The sequence below is a fragment of the Colwellia sp. PAMC 21821 genome, from assembly GCF_002077175.1.
Lineage (GTDB): Bacteria > Pseudomonadota > Gammaproteobacteria > Enterobacterales > Alteromonadaceae > Cognaticolwellia.
This window is the reverse complement of the sequence record NZ_CP014943.1, coordinates 4654726-4681225: the sequence shown is the minus strand read 5'-3', so window position 1 is coordinate 4681225 and position 26500 is coordinate 4654726. Positions and strand designations below refer to the sequence as shown.

22 protein-coding genes are annotated in these 26500 nt (G+C 39.2%); 14 read left to right on the top strand and 8 right to left on the bottom strand.

Annotated elements, in window-relative coordinates; genetic code table 11:
• The first annotated feature begins 134 nt into the window (after positions 1–134).
• From A3Q33_RS19560 to A3Q33_RS19550, 3 genes are all read left to right on the top strand, one after another.
• Positions 135–1025, top strand: coding sequence for a cation diffusion facilitator family transporter (locus A3Q33_RS19560; RefSeq protein ID WP_081181629.1), 891 nt, complete (start codon positions 135–137; stop codon positions 1023–1025).
• Between the two features lie 237 nt (positions 1026–1262).
• Positions 1263–1706: a hypothetical protein gene (locus A3Q33_RS19555; RefSeq protein ID WP_081181626.1), complete on the top strand. Its 444-nt coding sequence runs from the start codon at positions 1263–1265 to the stop codon at positions 1704–1706.
• A 95-nt stretch (positions 1707–1801) separates the two neighbouring features.
• Entirely contained in the window at positions 1802–2161 is a 360-nt protein-coding gene (locus A3Q33_RS19550) for a Rieske 2Fe-2S domain-containing protein (protein ID WP_081181623.1), read from the top strand.
• Between the two features lie 194 nt (positions 2162–2355).
• Here the strand turns inward: A3Q33_RS19550 and A3Q33_RS19545 are convergent, their stop codons facing one another.
• Genes A3Q33_RS19545 through A3Q33_RS19535 form a run of 3 tightly spaced genes read right to left on the bottom strand, consistent with a single transcriptional unit; the run spans position 2356 to position 5380 of the window.
• Positions 2356–3093: an SDR family NAD(P)-dependent oxidoreductase gene (locus A3Q33_RS19545; RefSeq protein WP_196798011.1), complete on the bottom strand. Its 738-nt coding sequence runs from the start codon at positions 3091–3093 to the stop codon at positions 2356–2358.
• A gap of 27 nt (positions 3094–3120) precedes the next feature.
• Positions 3121–4539, bottom strand: coding sequence for an aldehyde dehydrogenase family protein (locus tag A3Q33_RS19540; RefSeq protein WP_081181618.1), 1419 nt, complete (start codon positions 4537–4539; stop codon positions 3121–3123).
• Between the two features lie 46 nt (positions 4540–4585).
• A complete protein-coding gene (locus A3Q33_RS19535) occupies positions 4586–5380 on the bottom strand; it encodes a gamma-glutamyl-gamma-aminobutyrate hydrolase family protein (protein ID WP_231295733.1) in 795 nt (264 codons plus the stop codon).
• A gap of 148 nt (positions 5381–5528) precedes the next feature.
• On the opposite strand from A3Q33_RS19535, the gene A3Q33_RS19530 reads away from it, so the two are divergent.
• Together A3Q33_RS19530 and A3Q33_RS19525 are read left to right on the top strand one after the other, a co-directional pair.
• Positions 5529–6893 (top strand): aminotransferase, encoded by a 1365-nt coding sequence (locus A3Q33_RS19530; RefSeq protein ID WP_081181613.1) that lies wholly within the window; start codon positions 5529–5531, stop codon positions 6891–6893.
• A 189-nt stretch (positions 6894–7082) separates the two neighbouring features.
• Positions 7083–7901 carry a response regulator transcription factor gene (locus tag A3Q33_RS19525; RefSeq protein WP_081181610.1) on the top strand — a complete coding sequence of 273 codons (819 nt, stop codon included), beginning with the start codon at positions 7083–7085 and terminating at the stop codon, positions 7899–7901.
• Positions 7902–7935: 34 nt separating this feature from the next.
• Here the strand turns inward: A3Q33_RS19525 and A3Q33_RS19520 are convergent, their stop codons facing one another.
• Both A3Q33_RS19520 and A3Q33_RS19515 read right to left on the bottom strand, forming a co-directional pair.
• A complete protein-coding gene (locus A3Q33_RS19520; protein ID WP_081181608.1) occupies positions 7936–9282 on the bottom strand; it encodes a glutamine synthetase family protein in 1347 nt (448 codons plus the stop codon).
• A 90-nt stretch (positions 9283–9372) separates the two neighbouring features.
• The gene (locus A3Q33_RS19515; RefSeq protein ID WP_081181605.1) at positions 9373–11661 is read right to left on the bottom strand and encodes a TonB-dependent receptor; all 2289 of its coding nucleotides are present in this window, start codon (positions 11659–11661) and stop codon (positions 9373–9375) included.
• Positions 11662–12048: 387 nt separating this feature from the next.
• Here A3Q33_RS19515 and A3Q33_RS19510 point away from each other — a divergent pair, with 387 nt between their 5' ends.
• On the top strand, positions 12049–13434 hold the full coding sequence (locus A3Q33_RS19510; RefSeq protein ID WP_081181603.1) for an APC family permease: 1386 nt from the start codon (positions 12049–12051) through the stop codon (positions 13432–13434).
• A gap of 74 nt (positions 13435–13508) precedes the next feature.
• Here the strand turns inward: A3Q33_RS19510 and A3Q33_RS19505 are convergent, their stop codons facing one another.
• Both A3Q33_RS19505 and A3Q33_RS19500 read right to left on the bottom strand, forming a co-directional pair.
• Positions 13509–14723: a CaiB/BaiF CoA transferase family protein gene (locus A3Q33_RS19505; protein WP_081181600.1), complete on the bottom strand. Its 1215-nt coding sequence runs from the start codon at positions 14721–14723 to the stop codon at positions 13509–13511.
• A complete protein-coding gene (locus A3Q33_RS19500) occupies positions 14723–15904 on the bottom strand; it encodes an acyl-CoA dehydrogenase (RefSeq protein WP_081181598.1) in 1182 nt (393 codons plus the stop codon). The genes A3Q33_RS19505 and A3Q33_RS19500 overlap by 1 nt, the downstream gene beginning before the upstream one ends.
• A 130-nt stretch (positions 15905–16034) precedes the next feature.
• Here A3Q33_RS19500 and A3Q33_RS19495 point away from each other — a divergent pair, with 130 nt between their 5' ends.
• Positions 16035–16916: a LysR family transcriptional regulator gene (locus tag A3Q33_RS19495; protein WP_081181596.1), complete on the top strand. Its 882-nt coding sequence runs from the start codon at positions 16035–16037 to the stop codon at positions 16914–16916.
• Positions 16917–17118: 202 nt separating this feature from the next.
• Here A3Q33_RS19495 and A3Q33_RS19490 read toward each other — a convergent pair whose 3' ends face one another.
• Complete coding sequence (locus tag A3Q33_RS19490) at positions 17119–17538, bottom strand: VOC family protein (protein WP_081181594.1); 420 nt, start codon at positions 17536–17538, stop codon at positions 17119–17121.
• 453 nt (positions 17539–17991) lie between these two features.
• Here A3Q33_RS19490 and A3Q33_RS20910 point away from each other — a divergent pair, with 453 nt between their 5' ends.
• The 7 genes from A3Q33_RS20910 to A3Q33_RS19455 all read left to right on the top strand — a co-directional run bounded on the left by A3Q33_RS20910 (position 17992) and on the right by A3Q33_RS19455 (position 26487).
• Positions 17992–18207: a GDCCVxC domain-containing (seleno)protein gene (locus A3Q33_RS20910; protein ID WP_081181592.1), complete on the top strand. Its 216-nt coding sequence runs from the start codon at positions 17992–17994 to the stop codon at positions 18205–18207.
• A 307-nt stretch (positions 18208–18514) separates the two neighbouring features.
• Positions 18515–18904, top strand: coding sequence for a BlaI/MecI/CopY family transcriptional regulator (locus tag A3Q33_RS19480; RefSeq protein ID WP_081181590.1), 390 nt, complete (start codon positions 18515–18517; stop codon positions 18902–18904).
• A complete protein-coding gene (locus A3Q33_RS19475; RefSeq protein WP_081181587.1) occupies positions 18901–19869 on the top strand; it encodes a M56 family metallopeptidase in 969 nt (322 codons plus the stop codon). The genes A3Q33_RS19480 and A3Q33_RS19475 overlap by 4 nt, the downstream gene beginning before the upstream one ends.
• 127 nt (positions 19870–19996) lie before the next feature.
• Positions 19997–21340, top strand: a complete 1344-nt coding sequence (locus tag A3Q33_RS19470; protein WP_081181584.1) for a TolC family protein — start codon at positions 19997–19999, stop codon at positions 21338–21340.
• Positions 21341–21342: 2 nt separating this feature from the next.
• Positions 21343–22578 carry an efflux RND transporter periplasmic adaptor subunit gene (locus tag A3Q33_RS19465; protein WP_081181581.1) on the top strand — a complete coding sequence of 412 codons (1236 nt, stop codon included), beginning with the start codon at positions 21343–21345 and terminating at the stop codon, positions 22576–22578.
• 56 nt (positions 22579–22634) lie between these two features.
• Positions 22635–25796 (top strand): efflux RND transporter permease subunit, encoded by a 3162-nt coding sequence (locus tag A3Q33_RS19460; protein WP_081181578.1) that lies wholly within the window; start codon positions 22635–22637, stop codon positions 25794–25796.
• The gene (locus A3Q33_RS19455) at positions 25789–26487 is read left to right on the top strand and encodes a HupE/UreJ family protein (protein ID WP_081181575.1); all 699 of its coding nucleotides are present in this window, start codon (positions 25789–25791) and stop codon (positions 26485–26487) included. Before A3Q33_RS19460 ends, A3Q33_RS19455 begins: the two co-directional genes overlap by 8 nt.
• The last annotated feature ends 13 nt before the right edge of the window (positions 26488–26500 follow it).

Below are 26500 nucleotides of genomic sequence, written 5' to 3'. Positions count from 1 at the left end.
GCAGTTGTTGTAGTGACTATTTAATTGGTCAAATTAAGACTACAATGGCTGCGCTTTTTCGATGACAACGCGCAGCGAGCGTTCAATTATATCAATTTGATTAATCCCTTTAATGAGAATAATAACTTTTTTGCATGACAACTCTAACCACACATAAATCATCACAACGCCGCCTACTTATTGCACTTGCTATTACCAGTGTGTTTATGTTGTTACAGCTAGTTGGTGCCTTTTATGCCAATTCTTTAGCTGTATATGCAGATGCAGGGCATTTGTTTGTTCATAATAGCTCGTTATTTATTGCCTTAATTGCTTCCACTTTAGCGATAAAATTTGGCCAAACCTTTAGTGATGGTTATCGTCGCCTAGAGTTATCAGGTGGATTAATTAACGGTACGTTATATATATTAATCAGCTGTTGGATTTTACTGCAAGGTGCAGACCGGTTATTTGGTCACGAGCACCATGACGAACATGAAATAAATACCTTTGTTATGTCAGCTGTTGCCTCGCTAGGCTTCTTATTTCACGGCGCATCAGCATATGTTTTATACAAAGGGCGTAAAGACAGTGTTAACGTTTACGCGGTATTTTTACATACCTTTTTTGATTTACTTTCAACCATAGTCACCTTTGTAACCAGTATTGTCATTCATGCCACCGGTTGGACGGTTGTTGACTCATTGTCGAGTGTACTTATTTCTGTTTTTGTATTATTTACTGGCTCTAAGCTGCTATATAAATGCATTAAAGGCTTGTTCTTCAATGGCGTTAGGTTACCAGCGTTGAAGAAAATTGAAGCGGCTTTACAAAGTGTCGAGCACATAGACAATGTGCATAACTTAATTGTTAAAAGCGACAACGGAGAAGTAGTGGTTGGTGCACATATTGTACTTAAACACCAATGTACATTAGAAAAACACGATGAAGTTTGTCGCTTTCAAGTTGAACGGGTATTAAAAGAGCAATTTTCTATCACCACCAGTGTTTTGCAAATTGAAACAAGTGGCTGTAAACATAGCTAATATCATGTGGCTATAGCTATTTCTCCAAAAATAGTCACTGTTTAAAAAGCGACACTGTTTAAAAATGTTATACACATCTCTGGATATTAAATCGTGAGATGTTACCTACTTTGCAACTAATACCAATTGGTATCAATAATAGTAATCAGCATTATTTATAAAGTTTGATACGACAATAGCTTAATGCGATTGTAAGATGTATATTAAATAGGTCTTTTTACATAAAACGGATTTTTCATGTTACCCATTCATGGACGTTGGAAAATAAAGGTTGCAGATAAACTAGTCATGCAATGGTTTGCAGACTCATGGAACGAAGAAGCTGTAATTGCTTATGTAAAAGAATTTAAAGCCGCGGCAGCACCTTTAATTGACGGTGAATGGGCAATAATTTCCATATTCGAACACTGGGAGCTCGGCATTCCAGAAATAGAGCACCATGTAACAGAGCTCTGCGAATGGTTTAAACAAAATGGCTGTATTAAAGACTGTCATGTTTATAGTTCAAATACATTAAAGAGTTTACAACTAGAAAAAATGATCCCGCATACCGAAAATGGTTACGAACGTTGTGTGTTTAACAATGTAAACGAAGCGATTATCTGGCTCGACATGCAAGGTTTTACGGTCACTCAGCCACAATTCTTATATGACATAGATATGTCCCATCCTGAAGCCTAATAACACTATAAATGATAGAAATTAGATATTAGATTTTAGATATTAAATGATAAATGATAGATGATAGATATTAGGTATATTTAAATGGAAAAATTTTGATCACACTTAATAAATATTACCCTGCAGGCGGCCGCACTGAACAAGAGATTAACGTTATTGATGTTAAACCGACAGAGCGAGCAGATGTTCTACTTGCAATGGCGAAGCTACCTTATGCCAGTACAGAAAAGCCCGTGGTTATATATTGCCAAACTTTAGCCAATGGCGAAACAGAATATAGAACCGTATCGGCAAAGTGCCCACATCAGGGTGCAGATATCAGTCGCGATGAGCTTAAAGCCGACGGTAATGTATATTGCTCATTGCATAGTCGTCCGATTTGTATCTTTAGCGAATATAATCATGCTTATTTAACCGTAAAGAGAGCAGATAAATTTGTTATCGTAAAATCCTAAAGCTTGCCGATAACAGCTCAGTTCGCATTATATTTATACTATTACAATTTAGCTGGTGTTGGATAATCACTTGGTAATCGACACTTCAGTAGATGCAAGCAGAACACTATTGAAATGATATAACACCTATGTAAGTAAGTTTACTTACATAGGTGTTAATAATGCTGGGGCGAGCGAGTAACAACAAAGCAATGTTACGCGGTATTGCCCCCGTCGATAGAAATGGCAGTGCCCGTAATTTGTGCGGCACAATCTGAAGCAAGATATAAGCATAAAGCGGCAACTTCGTCAGGCTGAGTAATACGGCCAGTTAAACTATCAGCATTGTTATCGATCATCGCGGCTTTATAGTCAATGCCACGTTGCGCTGACTCTATTTTTAGCATGGGCGTATCGACATCACCAGGGCAAATGGCATTAATGCGAATTTTATCTTTAGCATGATCTATCGCCATGGCTTTAGACAGTAGTACCAAGCCACCTTTACTTGCGCAATACGCGGCAGCAAGTGCTCCACCTTTTAAGCCCCAATCAGACGCTATATTAAGAATGGTTCCACCCGCTTTTGTCATATGAGGGATTGCCGCTCTAGATAAATAAAATGGCGCATTTAAATTAACCGCCATTGTCTCTATCCATTGGGTGTCAGTCGTATCAACTGCAGTAGCGCGATGAATAATACCGGCACAATTTATTAACACGTCTAATCGGCCGAAATTTGCAATCGTAAAGTTAATAAGCGTTTCACAAGCGGTGCTTTGTGTTAAATCACCGGCCCAAATAATGGTGTTAGCTAAGGTACTTGCTAAGGCATTAAGACGCGCTTCATTTCGGCCAGCAAGAACAACATGATAACCTTGCTGATGAAATTTTAGCGCAGCCGCGGCTCCAATACCTGAACTTGCGCCAGTAATAACAACCACTTTAGTCATAATATTATCCATGCAATTTAAATGAAGTTAGCTACTGATAGATTTAATTTCCAAGAAATCATCAAAACCAAACTCTCCCCATTCACGGCCATTACCTGACTGCTTAAAACCTCCAAACGGAGACGTGTAAGTATGTGAACCACCATTGATACAGATCATGCCGGCGCGTATTTTTCTCGCCACTTGTTGTGCTCGCTCAGGATTTCCTGATTGAATAAAGGCAGCTAAACCATAAGGCGTATCATTAGCAATACGAATCGCTTCAGCTTCATCAGCATAAGAGATCATCACCAAAACTGGCCCGAAAATTTCCTCTTGCGCGATGTACATATCGTTAGTTACATCAGAGAAAATAGTAGGTTTTGTATAGTAACCTGTTTCAAAGCCTTCAGGCTTGCCCACACCACCAGCAAGTAATGTAGCGCCTTCATCAATTCCGGCTTGGATCATAGCTTGAACTTTTTCAAAATGGCCTTCACTGACTAGTGGACCAATATGATTGCCATGCTCAGCAGGGTTGCCGACTTTGACTTTAGCCACGGTTGCTTTTGCTACGGCTATAGCTTGTTGATATTTACTCGCCGGTACCAACATGCGCGTTGGTGCATTACATGATTGTCCCGTGTTGCTCATACAATGCAAAACACCTTTTTTTACGACTTTATCGATATCTGCATCATCTAAAATAATATTGGGTGACTTGCCACCAAGCTCTTGTGTCACTCGTTTAACGGTATCCGCTGCAGATTTTGCAATTGCGATGCCCGCACGAGTAGAACCAGTAAATGAAACCATGTCGATATCTTTATGGGCTGAAATAGCAGAGCCAACGCCCATGCCATCGCCATTTACCATGTTATATACACCTGCTGGATAACCGGCATCGTGTATCATTTGGGTAAATAATTGCGCTGATAATGGTGCAATTTCACTTGGCTTGAGGATCATTGAACAACCAGTGGCTAGCGCAGGAGCTACCTTACAAGCGATTTGATTGATTGGCCAATTCCACGGAGTAATAAAACCACAAACACCAATGGGTTCTTTAACAATTTGGGCATTGCCTAAAGTACGTGAAAATTCAAATTCTTTTAGCGCTGCTAATGTTGACTCAATGTGACCTTTACCACAGTCGGCTTGTGCGTTTGTTGCAAAGTCGATAGGCGCACCCATTTCTAATGAAATAGCATGTGCCATTGCATCATAGTTATCCATGTACTGCTTTAACAAAGACTCTAATAGTGAAATACGCTCTTCTACGCTGCTGTAACCAAAAGTAGAAAAGGCGGCTTTCGCTGCAGCTACGGCTAGGTCAACATCTTGGCTTGTACCTAAAGAAATAACGGCAATCTCTTGCTCTGTTGCTGGGTTAATCACAGCAAAATCTTTGTTAGCCAACGGATTGACCCATTGACCATTAATATAAAATTGACGACAGTCTTTCATGTAAATCTCCAAAATTTATTTTTATGCGAATAAGTGTGTGTGATTATCACATTGATGTATTATTTTTTTCTTTGAATCTTTGGTTTATCGCCTCGCCAAATGCGGAAAATAAACTGTTTGATAGCTTGTCTTGTTGATATTTCCATTCAGGGTGCCATTGCACACCTACAACAAAATTACGCTTGTCATTACCGCTGATGGCTTCAACTAAACCATCAGGGGCAGTAGCCTCAACCTTTAAACCATTCCCTAATGTTTTTATACCTTGTCCATGCAGTGAGTTCACTTTATGGGTTGTTGCACCCAAGATATTAGCTAAGACACCATCAGGGGCTAAAGTCACGTCATGTGCTGGTGCATATTGTTCATCGCGTGTGCCATTTTTATTTTCTCGATGTTCAATAAATTCTTCATGATGGAACAAGCACTGATGAAGCTCTCCTCCCATAGCAACATTTAGCTCTTGCATACCACGACATACTGCCAGCAAAGGAATACCTTTTTCAATCGCAAGTTTAATTAAAGGCAAGCTAGAACCATCTCTTTGCTTATCATGGCTTTCGGGGGTTTTTGATGTTTCCGTACCATAATGATGAGGCTCTACGTTTGAGGGGCTACCAGGAAAGAATACGCCGTCAAGTTGTTCGAAAAAGTCAGCATCAAAAAACATACTTAAAGACTCTAAATCTTCAGATGCAGGTTGCGCAGGAATTAGAATAGGAATTGCATTCGCTCCGTGGGCAATGGCATTAATATATTTTTCGCCTACGCCATGAAAACCATTAAGGCCATACTTTATTACATCACAGACTATACCAATCACGGGTTTTTTAAAGTTCACCTTAACTTTTCTCCTCATACAACTCTTTAGGGGTAATCCAATAGTGCGGATTTTATGTGAAACTATTAGACATGAAGGGAGCAAAAGCGGCTATAACCCAATAGTGTAGCCAGACTATTCTAACGATTATAATACAGTGAGATTCGAAATGAGTACCAACAATACAGCATTAAACAACTTAGATAAAACACATTTTTTACATCCTTTTACTGACTTTAAAGAATATAAAGCAACAGATACTGCGATTTATACTAAAGCTGAACATATTTATATTTATAACGAGGCGGGTAAAGAGTTAATTGATGGTATGTCTGGACTTTGGTGTTGTAACTTAGGTTATAGTCAACCCAAAATTAACGAAGCTATTAGTAATCAATTAAATAGCTTACCATTCTATAATAGTTTCTTTCAGTGTACGACCGATGTAACGGTAAAAATGGCGAAAGCATTGGTTGATATTTCTCCTGCGCAATTTAATCATGTTTTTTTCACTAACTCAGGTTCTGAAGCAAACGATACCAACATACGTTTAGTACACCGTTACTATGACTTACTTGGCAAGCCAAGCAAGAAAATTTTCATTAGTCGTCATGGTGCTTATCATGGTTCTACTATTGCTGCCGGTTCGCTAGGTGGCTTTAGTGGCATGCATAAACAATACACCGGTCTAAGCTATGTAGAGCACATTGGTCAACCTAACTGGTTTACTGAAGGCGGCGATATGGATAAAGCTGAGTTCGGTATTAAAGTTGCTCAAGAATTAGCGGCAAAAATTGATGAAGTAGGTGAAGAGAATGTTGCAGCGTTTATCGCTGAACCTATTCAAGGTGCTGGCGGTGTTATTGTGCCACCTGAAACGTACTGGCCAGAAATTTCTCGTATTTGTAAAGAGCGTGATATTTTATTAATCAGTGATGAGGTTATTTGTGGTTTTGGTCGCACCGGCGACTGGTTCGGCTCACAAACTTTTGGTTTTGAACCTGACCTAATGACCTTTGCAAAAGCGGTTACTAATGGTTACCAGCCACTTGGCGGTGTTATGGTTAGCGACAAAGTCGCTGATGTATTATCGGCAGACGGCGGCGAGTTTACTCACGGTTTTACATATTCAGGCCATCCAGCGGCTTGTGCTGCGGGTATCGCCACAATCGATATTCTAAAAAATGATAAAGTGATTGAAAATGCTGCCGCAGATATTATGCCTTACTTTCAAGCACAACTTCGTACCTTAGAAAGTCACCCTATTGTCGGTGAAGTACGTGGCATGGGTATGGTTGCTGCGTTAGAAATTGCTAAAAACAATTCAGCAAAAGAGCGTTTAGCACCTGATTGTGCTGGTGGTGCGATGGTGAAAACTCATGCGATTAATCATGGTTTGATGGTGCGTTCAGTAGGCGACGCAATAGTTACTGCACCGCCTATGGTTTGTAATAGAGAAGAAATTGACCTGTTAATTGCGCGTTTGACTATTGCGTTAGATTACACGGCAAAGCACTACGGCATAAAAACATAGACTTGTTAGTATAACTAACCAACATCAAAAAAAGTCAAACTACACCAGTTTGACTTTTTTCTTATGTAAAAAAGCAATTAGTTGTTTCTCATTAGTGAGTTACTGCTGATTTATTCAATTACTCTATAGTATTATCAACATGACAATGTTATTTATAATAGGGTATCTAATTAAAAAGTATTAAATGTTATGTCTTATATTGCAAAAATAGCTGATATTACGGCGGGATGGATTGATGATTTATCTGATCCTGACTTTTCGAAAAAACTAGCGTTAGGATTAAAGCAACTTGTTGAAAGTAATGATGTAACAATAATCTTATTTCGGCATTCTGATTTACCAACATTAGAATATTTTGATGACCCCATGAAGGGCGGTAGTCATAATATAGACTTGTTTGTTAAAGGTGCATTTTTAATCGATCCTTTTTATTTAATGGCTACTCAAAAAAATAAACGCGGATTTTTTCATTTTAAAGAAATAATGCCTTCCGGCTTTAAGCAAACAGAATATTACCGTACTTGGTACTGTAACTCTGGATTAAAAGATGAAGTTGGTTACCTTATTTCTTTACCAAATAACGATTTTATCAATATCTCTTTAGGGCGTACTGGCGGACTGCAAAACTTTACAAAAAAAGAATTAACTTTGCTCGATGACATCCTGCCTTTGATAGAAAAAGTTTGCCAATGTCATTGGCAACAGACCCATATTAATGATGATCCGACCAATATCAGAATGAGAATGCAGCATGCATTAGATCACTTCGGTGCTTCGATTTTAACGCAAAGAGAACAGCAAGTAGTGCACTTGATTCTTCATGGCCATACTACAAAAACAGTCGCAGAAGAATTAAATATTGTCGTAGAAACCGTAAAATTACATCGCAAGCATGCTTATGCCAAGCTTGATATTAATTCTCAGTCTGAATTGTTTTACTTATTTATTGACTCATTAATGAGTGAGGAAAAATATGTAGACGGTGATCCGCTAACTAACTACATGTAATTAGTCAGCGGATAAAGCTTAGAATAACACTACTTTACAAGTAGGTTTCGTATTCAAGTGTTGTTATTTTAGTCGTAAACTCTTCTAGCTCTTGCTCTTTAGTCGTCGAGAACACACGCTGGAATTCTGCTCCAAAATATTCTTTAATAAACGTTGACTGTTTAAAATGCTCAATAGATTCTAACCATGTGCTAGGTAAGCTTGGTTTAATCTGAGTATAGGCATTTCCTGTAATAGGCTCAGGCGCAGCGAGTTTATTTTCAATACCGTATAACATACCCGCAATAATCGCTGTAGCGACTAAATATGGATTTGCGTCTGCGCCAGCCACTCTATGTTCAATGCGCATAGCTTCATGGCTTCCAGCAGGTACTCTTAGCGCTACCGTACGGTTTTCATAACCCCAAGTTGGCGTCATAGGCACATGTGAACCTTCTTTAAAGCGGCGGTATGAATTTAAATGCGGTGCAAAAATTAACATACAATCTTCTAACGTTGCTAAACAACCGGCAATAGCATGTTGCAGTAATTCATTACCTTCATCTGTACCGTTGTCAAATGCGTTGTTACCGTCTTTATCGAGTAAACTACAATGCATATGCATGCCGTTGCCCGATAAGTCTGCAAATGGCTTAGCCATGAATGATGCTCGCAAATCTAATTGCTGTGCTACGCCTTTAATTGCGCGCTGAAGCATTAAGGCCTGATCAGCCGCTACTAGGGCGTCAGGTTGATGATATAAATTAATTTCATATTGTGAAGGCGCCGCTTCAGTAATCAAAGTATCAATAGGTAAATTTTGCGCTTGAGCAGCGTCACGCACACCGTGCATAAACTCACTCATATCTTGCATACACTCTAAACCATAAGTTTGACCTGCATTAACACCTGAAGAACTTAGTTGGCTATGAACGGGTTGCCCTAATTCATCATCCTCATTCTCAAATAGACTAAACTCCATTTCAAAAGCGGGCATTGCTGATAAACCAAGTTTGTCAAAGCGTGTCATAATATTTTTTAAAATATTTCGGACATCGTACGCACAAGGCGTGTTATCAAAGTTATTCAACGACATCAAAATTTGTGCGGTGGGTCTAGTTAACCAAGGTACCGTTGAAAGGGTACGTATGTCTGTAATACAAACACCGTCTTCGTCGCCACTTTGGTAAACCCAACTACTAGGATCACGGCCCCAGATATCAAAAGCAATGGCCGTTAACGGTAATTTAAGGCCACCTTTAATGACTTTTTTGATATTTTTTCTTTCGATCCATTTACCTCTTAATTTACCGTTTATATCGGGAAGAATAACTTCAAAAATTTCAATAGTAGGGTGGTCTTTGAGAAATTCATTCAGAATTTCAGCATCACTTAAAGACATAATTATCTCTGTAAAATAAGGGTTAAAAGGATTTTTTAACCTAGAAAAATAGCCCCTAGCGCAAGCGCCAGGGGAAGTATACGTAGGGAATTAAAAGGTCATATCAAAGCTAACACCAACGGTGCGAGGTTTTGCTGGCCATACGTAGGTATTTAATAAACCAAAGCCATTTTCATTATTGGCATCAGCATTTTCCCAACCGCGTTCAAAATATTCTGCATCAGTAACGTTATCGATATATAGGCTTACTGACCAATCGTCGTTGCTTTCGAACATTGCACGTAAACCAAGTTCGTTCCAACTATCAACTTTAGCCGTTTCATAGTTACCCGGGCCACCATAAATTTCACTTTGGTATACCCATTTAGCCATTAAGGTCACAATGCCGGTATCTAGGTAATGATAATAAGAAGTCACGATTGATCCACTCAGGTCAGGCGCCATTGGTAATTTGTTACCTAAAGTGCCATCGCCTTCTTCAATTTCTTCAGTTATTTCGCTATCCATCCATGCACCGGCTAATCGGAAGTCCCAATTATCGGTTGGTGTCCAGTGAATATCCGCTTCTATACCATGGTTTTTAGCTTCACCCACGTTTTTAACGAGTTGTGAACCACTTTCAAAGATGATGGTTTGTAAATCTTGGTAATCATAGGTGAAGTAAGCAAGGTTAAGTCGCATAGAGTTGTCTAGCAACATCATTTTAGCACCAACTTCATAGCTTGTGGTAGTTTCTGGTTCAAAGGCAAGTGGTACACTACCTGCTGCTAGAGGGCCACCGTATTCTTGTGAACCGTCGTTATCAATACCAAATGTAGAATAGCCACCTGATTTGTAACCTTTTGCGGCATTAGCATACAAGTTTACATTATCATTTAGTTCATAAACTGCAGCAATACGTGGGGTAAAGTCTGACCAAGTATCTTTCGCCTGAACTGCGCCATCGGTGTACCATTCAAATACAAAAGTATTTCCCAATGCACCGCCAGAGTCTAACACTTCAATGCTCATATCTTTAGTGTCACTGGTGTAGCGACCACCGAGAGTTAAGTCGAGTTTCTCGGTAGCTTGCCAAGTAATATCACCGTAAACTGACCAACCTGTATTTTTTAATTCATTAATATTGGTTTCAGCTTTATTAGCCAAGATGTCAGCAGGGTTGATATCATCTTCCCAATAAGTTTCCCAGTTAGCGTCATCACAGCCTGCTGCTGGGCCATCAAAATCGGCAAAATCGGTCAGAGAAACTGCCGTACATAAAGCGTCTTCATCGTAAGAGTTAATAAAAGTTGCATCAATATCCTCTTGATACACACTAGCGCCTATGAACCAATTAATTGCACCGTCACCTTGATAATTCAATCTTAATTCTTGGCTAGCATAATCAACTGTTTGATCTTGGCCGTAGTTATTAATAAGTACTGGTTGGGCGTCAAAATCTTCTAAATAATTAAAATCGTAAGTCTTGTAACCAGTAATTGAGGTTAGTAAATACTCATCAGATAAAGTGAATTCTACATTAGCTTGTAATGAAAGTATTTCACCACGGTCATAACCTTTGTTTTTACCGTAATCTATATCTACTTTATCTTGGGCTACACCATTTACCTCAGTCCAATATATAGAAGGGTCTTGTTCTCTGTCTTCATAGGTTGCCCGAAAAACTGCATCGATGTCGTTGCCTTCGTAGCGAAGTGATAAACGCGTAGAGCTTATTTCACTAGCACCAAGATCACCACCACCGGCAGCATTTTCTAACCAAGCACCTTTAGAAATAAAGTTTCCTGCTGCTCGAAAATACCAATTGTCAGATAAAGGTATATTCACCATACCGGTGACTTCTTGAGTATCAAATTGGGCAACTGTTGCCCCTATTTTTGCTTCAAAGTCAGAAATAGGTTTGTTGGTAGTAATATTAATACCACCCGCGATAGCGTTACGACCAAATAAAGTACCTTGTGGACCTTTGACGACTTCAGCACGTTCCATATCGTAAAATGACATTTGAACACCGCCATTACGACCTGACCATAAACCATCAGTGAAAATAGCAACTGAAGGGTCACCACCGATACCAAAGTCATTGGTACCTATACCACGAATTGAAAGCGCATCAATAAAGCTATCTTCTGTTTTACCGTTAAAGCCAGGTGTTAAATCAACCAAGCCGCGCACGTCTTCAATACGGAGTTGATCCATCATGTCACCATTAAAGGCTGATACGGCGACCGGAACATCTTGCACAGACTGCGTACGTTTTTGCACTTGAACTTCGATAACTTCTATTTCGCTTGCTACTGCATTGTTTAAACCTAAAGCCAGAACTAATGGCGATAGTTTAAATAAATGAGGAGCAATGAGCGCGGGTTTCAGATTCATAGTTAGGCCTATTATATTTAAGTGTATATTTAAGTTTATATTTCACTGCGTCTTAACTTCAAAAGCGTTAGACACTGTGTATGTAATTGTTATTATGTTTTTGTTTCAATTTTATTCAAATTTAGAATAAGTAAATTACAGATAACCGAACATACCCCTATCGCGTTAGAGTTAGATAAAGGATGAATATTGGGCTATAAAACGAAGTTTTTGTAAAAATATTACTCTTTAAATATCCCCCTATAGGGGTAACTTAATCATCGCTTTTTTATGTAAGACTGAATGACTAACAAAAATATAACTATAAATAGTTAATCGACTATTTTTATTAGAACAACCTAAAGTCAGTCGACGATAACTAATTAACTTCATAGAAGAGAAAGATTTATGACAAAAAAAATATTGGGGAAAAAAGATCTGGTGCTTTTTACCGTATCTGCCATTCTGCTTTTAGATACTTTAGCTTCAGCCGCATCAGTTGGGGTATCTAGCATATTTTGGTGGTTATTTCTTGGCGTTGTGTTTTTTATTCCTTTCGCACTAATTAGTGCTGAAATGTCATGTTCATACCCCGCACAAGGTGGCATATACGCATGGGTTAAAACTGCTTATGGTAGTCGTTGGGCAGCTCGAGCTTCCTGGAGTTACTGGATTAACACTGCAGTGTGGATCCCGGCTATTTCTATTTTATTTGCCGGTATATTTAAGCAAATGTTTTTTCCTGACTTAAGTCTTTATGGCCAAATAGGTATTGGACTTTTACTTACTTGGATTACGGTCATTGTCAATATTGTTAGTTTAGATGTTGGGAAACTGATACCTGATACCGGTGCTATTTTTAAAATTGTTATCTTTATTGTTATTATTGTTGGTGCCTTTAACTACGTCGATGAACATGGCATGGCTAATGAATTTACCATGGCAGCACTTAAACCTGATTGGCAAGCCAGTTTTCAATATATTCCTGCTATTATTTACGGCATGTTAGGCTTTGAATTAGTCAGCGCTAGTAGTGAAGAAATGAAAGACCCCGCGCGCGATATGCCAAAAGCCGTACTCATTTCTGCGCTTATTATTATTGTACTTTATGTATTAGGAACTGTTGCAATGTTAGCCGCCATTCCTGCTCAAGACATTAATCTTGTTGAAGGGTTAATGGACACCTTATATCTTCTATTTGGCCAATCGCCTGCTGGACAAACCTTTGCGATGGCACTGGGTGTTATGGCATTGTTTACCTTTTTCTCTAATGGTGTAACTTGGGCATTAGGGTGTAATCGTGCTGCTGCAGAAGCCGCTAAAACCGGTGAACTACCGGCTATTTTCGGCTTAATGAGTAAAAAATCTGGCACCCCTTTAGGCGCGAGTATTATGATGGGATTAGTCAGTACAGGTACCATCGTGCTTTACGGTGTGCTAGCCGGTTCGAATGAAGATTTGTTTTGGTCGTTATTTGCTTTTAGCGCGGTTATTTTTATGCTGCCTTATATCGGTATGCTACTCGCATTTGTGAAAGCCCGTGTAGAACATCCGAATCATTCGCGCCCATATAAAATACCTGGTGGATTATTATTTGCACGGTTAGCTGCTTATTCGTGTATAGCCGTCTTAAGTTTTGCGATTGTGTTATTTATTTATTCTCCTGAAGAAGGTATGCAATGGTCAGTGTTTATTGGTGTTGCGGTTACTCTCTTTATTGGTGAATTAGCGATTAATTCGGCTGAAAAGACAAAGGCTGAAGCACAAGGGAATTTGGGATTGATTAACGATTAATAAAAATTAAATAATGTTTAAAAAGACCAACTTTATTTTAAGTTGGTCTTTTTTTTACTTCAAAATTTGTTTTATTAACTGACCGTGGCGTTGGCAAAGAGTTTACTAATAGTATCTTCACTGTAGTTAAGTAGGGAAGATAACACTTGATGACTGTGTTGCCCCAAATCAGGTGAAGCACTGTTGTATTGTAATGGTGTCGCCGAGAGGTTTATAGGTGATGCTATGGTGTTAATAAGCTCACCTTGTTGATTGCTCACTTGCCTAACCATTTCGCGGTGCTTAATTTGCGGGTGGTCAAAAACCTGCTCTAAGGTATTAACTGGGCCACAAGGTACTGCGACTGACTCAAGTTGTTCAATCCACCAAAGCGTTGTATATGAAGCAAGTTTACTCGCGATAATTGGAATGAGTTTATCTCGGTTAATAACGCGTTGAGCATTTGTGGCAAATAATGCGTTTTCAGCAAGTTCCGCACAATGAGCAACCTGACAAAATTTAACAAATTGACTGTCATTGCCAATGGCTAGAATAATGCTGCCATCTTGCGTCGCAAAAGTTTGATAAGGCACAATGTTCGGGTGTCCGTTACCCAGTCTTTGTGGATTTTTACCTGTTGTTAAATAGTTCATCCCTTGGTTAGCTAAGGTAGCTACTTGCACATCTAACAGGGCAATATCGATATGTTGACCTGCATTTGTTTGATGACGTGCCATGAGTGCAGCCAAAATAGCATTACAACTGTACAAGCCTGTCATAACATCAACCAGCGCAACACCGACTTTCATCGGCATTCCATCGGGCTCACCCGTTAAACTCATCAAGCCACCTTCGCCTTGTATCATGGCATCGTAACCGGCTTTATGCGCGCTGGGGCCACTTTGTCCAAAGCCAGTAATAGAGCAATATACTAAGCGGGGATTAATCACTTTTACGCTATCATAATCTAGGCCATATTTGCTTAGTCCACCGACTTTATAATTTTCAATGAGCACATCCGCCTGAGCAATTAAATCTTTAATCACTTGTTGACCTTGCTGCTGAGTAATATCTATCGCAATAGACTGTTTATTACGATTTACACAGTGAAAATATGCGGCCTGAGGCGGCTGTTCTTCATTCGCTTCTTTGATAAAAGGAGGACCCCAAAAACGCGTGTCATCACCTTTTTTAGGACGCTCCACTTTTATCACTTCTGCGCCCATGTCAGCTAACATTTGCGAAGCCCAAGGCCCCGCTAAAATGCGGCTTAAATCGACAACTTTTATGTTCCCTAATGCGCTAGTCATTAGCAAAAAGCCTGATAACCTGTAATGGCACGACCCAATATTAGCGCGTGCACATCGTGTGTACCTTCATAGGTATTAACCGCTTCAAGATTCATCATATGGCGAATTACGCCAAATTCATCACTAATACCATTACCACCATGCATATCACGCGCAACACGAGCAATATCAAGAGACTTGCCACAATTATTACGCTTTAATAAGGAAATTAATTCAACCGGACATTGATCGGCATCCATTAAGCGACCCATTTGCAAACACCCCTGTAAACCAAGAGATATCTCAGTTTGCATATCAGCCAGTTTCTTTTGAATCAGCTGATTTGAAGCCAAAGGACGTCCGAATTGCTGACGGTCTAAGGTGTAGTTTCTTGCCGAGTTAAAGCAAAACTCTGCCGCGCCTAATGAGCCCCAAGCAATACCGTAGCGTGCTTTATTTAAACAACCAAAAGGTCCTGCTAAGCCGGTAATTTCTGGGAACATATTTTCAGCAGGTACAAAAACGTTATCCATCACAATTTCGCCCGTTATTGAGGCACGTAATGAAAATTTACCTTCAATTTTGGGGGCAGATAAACCTGCCATACCTTTTTCCAACACGAAGCCACGAATTTTACGATCGAGCTTTGCCCACACCACAAAAACATCGGCAATAGGAGAATTTGTGATCCACATTTTATTGCCGGTTAAACGATAACCACCGTCAACTTTCTTGGCATGTGTGGTCATTGAGGCAGGATCGCTACCTGAGTTAGGCTCAGTCAAACCAAAACAACCGACCCATTCACCCGAAGCAAGCTTAGGCAAATACTTCATGCGTTGTTCTTCAGTGCCGTAAGCATATATTGGGTGCATTACCAGTGAAGATTGCACACTCATTGCGCTGCGGTAACCACTGTCTACACGTTCTACTTCACGCGCAATTAAACCATAACTGACATAATTGACTTCACTGCCGCCATATTTAGCAGGCAAAGTAGCACCCAATAAACCTAATTGACCTAATTCACGCATAATTTCACGATCAAAATGTTCATGTCTGTTGGCTTCAAGCACACGTGGCAGCAACTTTGCTTGGCAATAATCATGAGCAGAGTCACGGATCATTCGTTCTTCTTCGGTAAGTTGACTATCAAGAAACATCGGGTCTTGCCAATTAAATGGGGTTAATTTATGGTTCATAGAATTACTCTTTTTATATAGTTGTGCAGTAAGCATTTATTTTATGACTGTACTCTATCTCTAAACATAAAATAAATATAATATATAGTTATTATATTTTTCATAACTTTTACTTATAGCTTGCAATAATATGAATTTAAAACGTCTAGAGTATTTTTGTCAATTGGCCGCAGTAGGTAACTTTACAAGAGCAGCACTCAAAATTGGTATTGCTCAACCGGCCTTGACTATTGCCATTCAAAAGCTCGAACAAGAAGTTGGCTTAAAACTTATCAACCGTGCAGAAAAAAATGCGTTATTAACTGCCGAAGGCGAAGTATTGAATAAACGGGCAATTCAACTATTAAGCCAAGTAAAACAAGTGGAATTAGAGCTAGAAGACTTAAAAAATTTAGGGCAAGGCGCCATTCGTTTTGGTGTTTCCGCTATGATGGGCTCTTATTACTTTCCAAAAGTATTAACAGAGTTTAAGCAAAAGTATCCAAAAATAAAAATACAACTAGTCGACCAAGGTACTGCTGCGCTTGAAAAAATGTTGCTCAATGGTGAGCTTGACTTAGCCTTAATACGTGGAGACTTAGAGAACCCACAGCTACGTTACACTGAACTTATTAATGAGGAAATAGTGGCCGGTATGGCAAGTTCACACGAGCTTGCTACAGAGCAAACTATCTCACTTGCACAATTTTGTCAGCAGCCACTTGTGTTATTCCATGAAGGGTATTTTTTACGTGAAGTGGTTAGCCAATATTCAAAAAAACATCATGTAGACTTAGACATACGTATGGAAACAAATCTTATTGAGCTGCAAAAGTCATTAGTGCGCAATGAAGTCGGTATTACCACTTGTTTATCACGTATTTTACAAAATGATCAGCAAATGACATCGATAGCTTTTGAGCCAAAAATAGAATTTAAATTAAGCTTAGCATGGAAAAAAAATCACTCTCTTTCTAACGCCAGTAAAGCCTTTATACGTTATTTAAGCTCAACGCTTGATCCGGTAGCGTAAACGTAATCTTGATATAAAACGCATTTTATATCGCATTTTATATCGCATTCTTTATCGCAATATATGAGCATTGTAGGGGATGGGGCTTACTAAAAACCAAAGTATGATAACTTTGGTTTTTAGTTATTTATAAAGCCTAAACTCATACTGTTCTAACGTAATCATTAGCCTGAAAGTTGCTAGAAGTATGTTGATAGAAAAATTACCAGCTACCTGAGTTTTCCATGCTTAACCATGGTTCTTTCGGCGCTAGGTGTTCACCTTTTTGTAGCAATTCAATTGACACATTATCAGGCGATTTAACAAATGCCATATGGCCACATCGTGGTGGTCTATTAATGGTGATACCGGCGGCCATTAGCTTTTCACACAGGGCATAAATATCATCAACTTCAAAGGCTAAATGACCGAAATTTCTGCCAACCGTGTATTCTTCTTTTGAGTCCCAATTATGAGTAAGCTCTATTTCAGGGGCGCCTGGCTCTGTCGCTAAGAAAATTAAGCTAAACTCCCCTTTAGGTACATCAACTCGTCGAGTTTCTATTAAGCCTAAATGCTTTACATAGAAATCTAATGATTTATCTAGGTCTTTAATACGAACCATCGTGTGTAAAAATTTCATAATCTACTCATCCACTTTATCTTTAAATTCACAAAGACTTTCTATTAAACGTGTGTCACATCGGTGTTGATGACACTTTTAAGAGCATATCTTCAACTTGAAAAATATTGATCCCGTCGCAAACTTACTGCGATTTATGACTCGGTAAATATGGGGGAAACCGCAATGGTAAGCCTACATATAGAAGCGATTGATTATTTCACATATTTAATAAAGGAGGAATACTTCAAAGCGCTGTTATTAAAGTAATTGTTAACTCCACATTTATATAAGGAGTTTAACATGACTAAAAATAACTTAGGAATGACACTAGCTGATAAACAAATTAATCGATAAAGTTGGCACGGGTCGGATTTCGATGGCAGCCCTTAGTTGTAAAGCTTTGGTATAGTTTAATGAACATATCGTCAGTATTATATTATTAGATATTGTAAAACCTGCAAAGGAGCGAACATGCAAAGTGTAGAATTGAACTCAACAATAACCTGTCCTGAGTGTGGACATAGTAAAACAGAAGAAATGCCAACCAACGCCTGTCAATGGTTCTATGAATGTGAGTCATGCAAAGTATTATTAAAACCTTTAAAAGGTGATTGCTGCGTTTACTGCTCTTATGGAACTGTTCAATGCCCACCAATTCAGGAAGGACAGGACTGCTGTAATAGTTAACCATGAAAGGCGGCTCGTAACGCATTGTTGTGATGCCAATGTAATTACATAACCGACCGCTTTGGTAGGGCAGGAGCCAGTCATGGTGATGTTTAATCAGGTTTTGAGTGGTCGACTGCTAAAAGCTATGCGATCAGGCGGACATTCATAAGCATAAATTAATGATAAAATAGGTGCAGTTCCCTATGGCTCTTAAGGCAAAAAAGCGGCATAAAGTTAATAATCAAATTTTTATTTATTAAAAACCGATTGATAGTCGGTTTTTGCTGTGGCATTATCACCGTACTTTAAAAAGGTGATTAAATTTATGTTACTTGGTGAATTAGAAAAACAAGTTTTAGAATATCTATGGAAAAATCAGCCTGCCGATGCAAAACAGGTATTCAGCTATTTTGAAAAAAATCGAGGCGGGTCACTTAATACTATTCAAAGTACGCTAGATCGCTTATTTAAAAAAGACCTGTTAAGTAGAGAAAAGAGCGGCCACGCTTATCAATACTTCCCTAAGGTTGCACGCCAAGAGTTAATAGGTCGACTGATCAAAAATGTCACTCATGATTTTGTAACTAAAGATGAAAATAGTGTTGTTGCTGCTTTTTCCTCAATTTCGTCTGATCTCGATGAGCAGCAGCTGGATAAGTTAGAAGCTATGATTGAGCAACAGCGTAAAAAATTACAAGCAAAGGCTGAGAAATGATTTATGGCCAATGGGCGTTAGCATTTAATCTACTTACGATTACTGTGCTTGCTTTTATTGTGGCCAATGTTTTTGTGTCGATATTTTTTTGGTCAATAAAAAATAAAATTCAGAGTTATACCGTTTCTACACGCAAATCGTTACTTTGGTTATGTGTGCTTTCACCTTGGATTATTGCCCTAACTGTTACGCTATTTTTTAGTCCTTTTTTCCAATCAGGGGCTGTTTTTGTCTGGTTAACAGAATTAGCTCATTGGCATCACCCTAATATATTTTATTTTTTAAGCTGGCACAGTATCAGCCTGATTATTTTTATTAGCTTTAGTCTTTATATTGCGGTTAGAAAAATAATAGTCGCTTACAAAAATCATCATCAAATAAGCTTGCTGCGAGCTTTAGCAACGAAGAAGAGTGAAGATGTTTTTATAATAGACTCATCGATTCCGACAGCGTTCACGGGAGGCTTATTCAAACCATCATGCTTTATATCTAAAGGTTTAATAGAGCAATTAGATTCAGATGACATTGAAATAATCATTCAGCATGAACTTGCACATATACACTATGCAGACCCAATAAAAAAATGGATATTTTCATTTTTCACTGCTTACTTTACGCCAACCGTTAATAAAATATTGAAATCTATGATGGCAATAGCTATTGAGCAAGCTGCCGACTCATTTTTTGTCAAAAGCCAGCAACAAGCTAACGATGTTGCGAGTACCTTAGTCAGATTTACTAAGTTAGCGGCTCAATACTCTATTCATGAACAATACAAAAGTGAATTGTTAGTGCATTTCTGTAGGCAATCAATTGAACAGCGAGTACTTCACTTACTCAGCGATAATCAGTTCAAACCCTTTCCAATGAAAGTGGTTTTACTGGCCATAATAATTTTATCTATTATGTCCACAACATCTGTAGATAGCCTCCATCATGTTATTGAAACGCTATTCAATCATTAAAATCATCAGTTAGAAGACCACCAAGGTAATAAAAATGAAACGATTTACTGTACCATTCACACACAAAAAACCGATCGTCAATCGGTTTTTATCAAGGCGCTATTTTAAGTATAAGTCTACTGTATTCATGTTTACTTTAGCGCTTTCAGGTTATGCATATTCAGAAGTGAACACACTGAAATCAATTGATTTGTCGACAGCAATATCTCAAACAATGAACATGCACCCAGAATTGAAGGTGTTCGCTAATCAAGCTGATATATATCAAGGCTATGTACAACAAGCAGGTATTCAGTCAAGGCCTGAAATAGGACTCACGATTGAGGATGCTATGGGGACGGGTGATCATGGCGGTTTTAAAAGTGCGCAATCGACACTTTCTATCTCTTGGGTTTTAGATAACTCGCTAGCGAAAAGTAGAGTGCAGAACGCTAAAGTTCAAGGTGCAACGGTTGCATTAGAACGGGAAATTAAAGCGCTAGATTTAGCCGCGCAAACAGCAAGGTATTTTATCCAAGTATTGGTTAATGAAGAGCGACTTAAGTTAGCTAAATTGAGCTTACATCAAGCGAATAGCTCATTTGAAGCTGTTACGCAACGAGTGAAAGCAGGAAAGTCTTCGTTAGTGGATAAACTAAAATCAAAAGCTGAAGTTGCTAAAAGAGCATTAGTTGTTGAAGACTTAAATCATGAAGTTGATGCCAGTAAATATCAGTTATTAGCTCAATGGCAAGGACAGGGGCAAGCCGAGCAATATAAAGAAACAAAGATTATAGGCTCATTATTATCTCTACCAAACATAGCTTTAAACAATAGCGCTGATGTTGACGCTTTATTTACGCAGATTAAAAAATTACCTGCTATAAGCCTATTTGCTACAAAACAACGGATTGCCCAGTCAGAAATTGAACTAGCCCGGATCGAAACTAAACCGCTATGGAAATTTTCAACGGGCTTTCGTCGTTACGAAACAACCGATGATTTTGGTCTAGTTGCTGGTGTTTCAATACCTTTTGGTGACAGAAGCCAGAATCAGGGGAAAATAAATGCCTTACGTGCTACGCAAAGTGAATTAGCGGCAGAGTCACTTGCTTTGGTGCATAGGCTAAATACACAGTTATATGTGCTGATAGAGCAAATGAAACATAGTCAGCATGTTATTCATGCGGTAACTGAAAACCTAATCCCAGTATTAGAACAAGCCTTTATCGAAGCAGAGAAAGCCTACAAAGTTGGTATGTATAGCTATACCGAATGGATGAATACTCAGCAAGAGTTATTAAATACTCAATCAGATTTAATAGACGCCTATCAAAGTGCACATTTAAATAATATTGAAATAGAGCGCTTAACAGGTGCGTCCTTAGTTGCTATTCATCAAACCGATAAGCAAACCAATAACCAAACCAATAACCAAATCAATAATGCTCATTTCAATGCAGATTTTAACAAAAAAAGTAACGAGAAATAATCATGAAACCAACATTTAAAATATTAACGCTAATAAGTACTCTGTGCTTTGTAAGCTTAAGTGCAAGTTTTTCCAGCTTTGCCGTTTCAGAGCAAAAGGTTGAAGAAGCCGAACCAGAAAACGGTCCCAATCTTGGTCGAATGCTTCGAAAAAATGATTTTGCTATTGAACTCGCTATTTTTGAAACCGGTGTTCCACCCGAGTTTCGCGTTTGGGCAACAACGGGTAATAAAGCGATTGATCCAGCGAAAGTAGCAGTGAATGTAAAACTGATCAGATTAGGTGACGGGATTGATGACATAAACTTTTTTCAAGAAGGTCAGTATCTTCGTGGAGATACGGTTATTTACGAACCACATTCATTTACTGTTGCGCTAACCGCTAAATATCAAGGGGAAACGTACCTTTGGGAATATGACAATTTTGAAGGTCGAACGCGTATCGAAGCAGATATTGCGCAAGCAATGGAGATTACAACTCAGAATGTTGGCCCAGCAACATTTCACGAAACCATTGAAGTGTTTGGCAACCTTAAGTTACCAGCTGACGCTACCAGTAATGTTTATGCACGTTTTGATGGTTTAGTTAAAAAAGTACACGTCAAACTAGGTGACGCCATTAAGCAGGGGCAATTATTGCTCACCGTAGAAAGTAATGAAAGTTTGCAGTCTTATCAGGTACTAGCGGCTAAAAGTGGCATTGTCAGTGCTGTTAATGTTACCTCTGGTGAACAATCCAATGATCGAATATTACTTTCGATAACCAATGACAAGGTTTTAGTGGCAGAGCTAGCCGTGTTCCCAATGGATTTAGCTAAAGTAAACATCGGCGCAAAAGTAACATTGAGCGTTAATGGTGTTAAAGGGAAGCTAATAGGAGAAATAGATAGCCGGGTATTAAAAGTTAGAGCAGATCAGGCAAAGCTGTTTCGTGTTTTAGTGAACAACAGTGACTCATTACTATCTGAAGGCGCTTTCACCACCGCAAAAATTGAAATTGACACATATAACGTAGCAATGGCAGTAAAGCGTAATGCCTTGCAGAGCTTTCGCGATTTTACCGTGGTTTATGCCAAGGTTGGCAATGAATATGAAGTAAGAATGCTTGAATTAGGCCGCGCAGTGGGTGATGAAATTGAGGTGTTAAGCGGTATATCCGCAGGCACTGAATATGTCACAGAGAATAGTTACATCCTCAAAGCCGATGTTGAAAAATCTGGCGCATCACACGATCACTAAGGGTTTACTTTTAATTTTGCAGTTTAGTTAAAAGTATTACCGCTAAAGGAAAAATAATGCTCGAATATTTACTCAGATTTTCTATTCGTAGAAACTCAATTATTATGTTGGCTGTACTCGCCTTTGCAGGGCTGGGTTTATGGAACTTTACTAAGTTACCCATTGATGCCGTTCCAGATATCACTAATGTTCAGGTGATGATTAACACCGAAGCCCCGGGATACACGCCGCTTGAAGTAGAGCAGCGCGTTACTTATCCATTAGAAACTGCATTGGCCGGTATTCCTAATTTAGTAAGTACGCGTTCTGTTTCACGTTATGGCTTATCGCAAGTTACCGCTATTTTTAGTGATGAAACGGATATCTATTTTGCCAGACAATTAATGAATGAACGCTTAGTGTCGACAAAATCAGATTTACCTTTTGGCTTAGAACCAGAGCTCGGGCCAATAGCAACTGGCTTAGGTGAAATCTTCATGTTTACCGTGGATGCAGAGCCAAATGCACGTAATGATGATGGTGCGTTGATAACGCCCACAGATTTGAGAACAGTTCACGATTGGATCATTCGACCTCAATTAATGCAAGTACAAGGTGTGGTAGAAGTTAACCCTATTGGCGGTTTTAAACGTGAAATACTGGTTGCCTTTGAGCCGAAAAAACTATTGGCATTTGGGGTTAACCAACAAGATATTATTCAAGCAATTGAAAATAACAATGATAACAAAGGTGCCGGTTTTATAGAGAAAAACGGCGCTCAATGGTTATTGCGTATTCCCGGACAAGCAGAAAGTTTGGATGACATCGCTAATATACCTGTTAGCACTAGCGACGGTAGTGTGATCCGAATTTCTGATGTCGCTAAAGTACAAGAAGGCAAAGAATTAAGAACAGGTGCAGCAACCCAAAACGGCAGAGAAGTGGTGATGAGTACGGTTTTCATGCTCATTGGTGAAAATAGCCGAAATGTCGCTAAAGCCGTAGGCATTAAGTTAGAAGAAGTTAAAACCACTTTACCCAAAGGTATTACGGTTACCGCTGTTTATGATCGTACTAAATTAGTAGAAAAAACACTTGATACAGTCAAGATGAACCTACTTGAAGGGGCGCTGCTGGTTATTGTCGTACTGTTTTTATTGTTAGGCAATATGAGAGCTGCCTTACTTACTGCTGCGGTTATCCCATTTGCTATGTTAATGACCGTAACAGGCATGGTACAAGCAGGCGTTAGCGCCAATCTGATGAGTTTAGGGGCGTTAGATTTTGGTCTACTCGTTGATGGTGCCATTATTATCGTTGAGAACTGTTTAAGAAAGCTCAGTTCAGCTTCTGCTAATGGCCGCACTATGCCCGTTAATGAACGCTTAGCACTGGTATATGAAGCAACCAAAGAAGTTATTCGCCCAGCATTATTTGGTGTATTTATTATCACTGCCGTATATTTGCCTATTTTTGCGCTGACGGGAGTAGAAGGGAAAATGTTTCATCCAATGGCGATAACCGTTGTCATAGCCCTATGTTGCGCAATGTTTTTATCCGTGACTTTTGTGCCAGCAGCCATTGCTATTTTGTTCAAAGGACCCGTTAAAGAAAAAGAAAATATCATAATCAAATCATCATTGGCACTTTATCGCCCCTCGTTAACGCTTGCACTTAAAGCTCGCTGGTTCGTTGTATTGTTCGCGGTAGCACTTGTCGGTTTAGCGGGCTTATCTGCCAACAAACTGGGTAGTGAATTTGTGCCAAACCTTGATGAAGGCGACATCGCAATGCATGCCTTGCGTATTCCGGGTACTTCATTGTCGCAAGCCGTTGCGTTGCAAAAAACCTTAGAAGAAAAAATAAATCAAATGCCTGAAGTTGAACGTGTATTTGCAAAAATTGGCACCGCCGATGTTGCAACAGATGCCGTACCACCAAGTGTTGCCGATAACTTTATTATTTTAAAACCTCGCAGTCAATGGCCAAACCCCAATAAACCTAAAGCACAATTTGTCGAAGAGTTAGCAGCAGTGGTTGAGCCTGTGCCAGGTAATCGATATGAATTCTTACAACCGATACAGATGCGTTTTAATGAGTTACTTGCGGGAGTTCGAGCAGAGCTAGCAATAAAAGTGTTTGGCGATGACTTTGAAACCTTAAGTGCGTTAGGTAATAGCATAAACACCGCTATTGAGAATGTTGAAGGCGTTGCTGATATACAGGTAGAAAGAACAACGGGTCTACCCATGATGACAATTAACCCAAAACTTGCTCAATTGGCAAAATATGGCATAAGCGTTAAGCAACTCCAAGAGCAATTAGCAACCGCATTAGGTGGCACCATTGCGGGCAAGTTTTATCAAGGTGATCAACGATCAGACATTGTGGTGCGTATGCCTGAAGACCTGAGAACTGACGTAGATGCGTTAGCTTATTTACCAATACAACTGCGCAATAACAGTGCCGTGCCATTACAAGAACTTGCAGAGCTGGAGTTGATAGAAGGTGTAAACCAAGTCAATAGAGAAAATGGTAAACGCCGAGTCGTTGTTACGGCAAACGTAAGGGGCAGAGACTTAGGTTCATTTGTTCAAGATATTCAAGCTTCAATTGATCAATCGGTAGAAATACCTTCTGGTTATTGGATTGAATATGGTGGCACCTATCAAAAGCTTCAATCAGCATCTGAGCGTTTGTCTATTGTTGTACCTATTACTTTGGTCATGATTGTTGGTTTGCTGTTCTTAGCATTAGGTTCATTTAAAGACTCTATGATCATCTTTACTGGCGTTCCGTTAGCCTTAACTGGCGGCATATTTGCGTTGTTATTAAGAGATATACCTTTTTCAATTTCAGCCGCCGTTGGTTTCATTGCATTGTCAGGTATCGCTATTTTAAATGGCTTGGTCATGGTGTCTTTTATACGGGAACTACGCCGTGAAGGTGCGGTGTTAAATACCGCAATTATAGAAGGCGCATTGACCAGATTTCGTCCAGTACTTACCACCGCACTTGTTGCCTCATTAGGCTTTGTACCTATGGCGCTAAATACAGGTATTGGCTCAGAAGTTCAACGCCCACTAGCTACGGTGGTTATCGGAGGGGTGATTTCATCTACCATCTTAACCTTATTTGTTCTCCCTGCTTTATATCGCTTGCTTCATCGTGATGAAAAGCTATCTAACAACGCATCACCGACTAAAGAAAATGACTTTAAGGAAACTGTTAATGTTTAATGTTTTACCGCGATATGGCGTGTTAAGTTTTATTGCTTTACTTGCCATATGGTTGCCTATTGAAGCGTTTGCTCATGGTGTAGATGAAAGTACACGGGCATTTTTATTAGAAAATACCGGTATACAAATCATGCCATTTTTGTATACCGGAGCAAAACATATGGTGACAGGTTACGACCACCTGTTGTTTTTAGTGGGCGTGTTGTTCTTTTTATATAAAAGTCGCGATGTTTTATTGTATGTCAGCATGTTTACCCTAGGGCATAGCGTAACCTTACTATTTGGCGTGATCAGTGATATTCAAGTTAATGCCTATATGATTGATGCCATTATCGGTTTGTCAGTGGTTTATAAAGGCTTTGATAATTTAGGTGGTTTTAAAAGAATTTTTGGAAAATCACCCAACGCTAAGCTTGCGGTTTTAATCTTTGGTCTTTTTCACGGCTTCGGCTTAGCCACAAAGTTACAAGAGTTTCAACTCCCGAGCGAAGGGCTAATTCCGAACTTAATTGCCTTTAATGTCGGTGTTGAATTAGGACAATTTACCGCACTAGCATTTATTCTTTTAGTGATTAACTTTTGGCGCAAACACAGCAGCTTTAATCGCTTTGCAACCAACACCAACTGCTTATTAATGAGTGCCGGATTTATGTTAGTTGGCTTTCAACTCACAGGCTATTTTATTAACTAAATAATTCAATAAG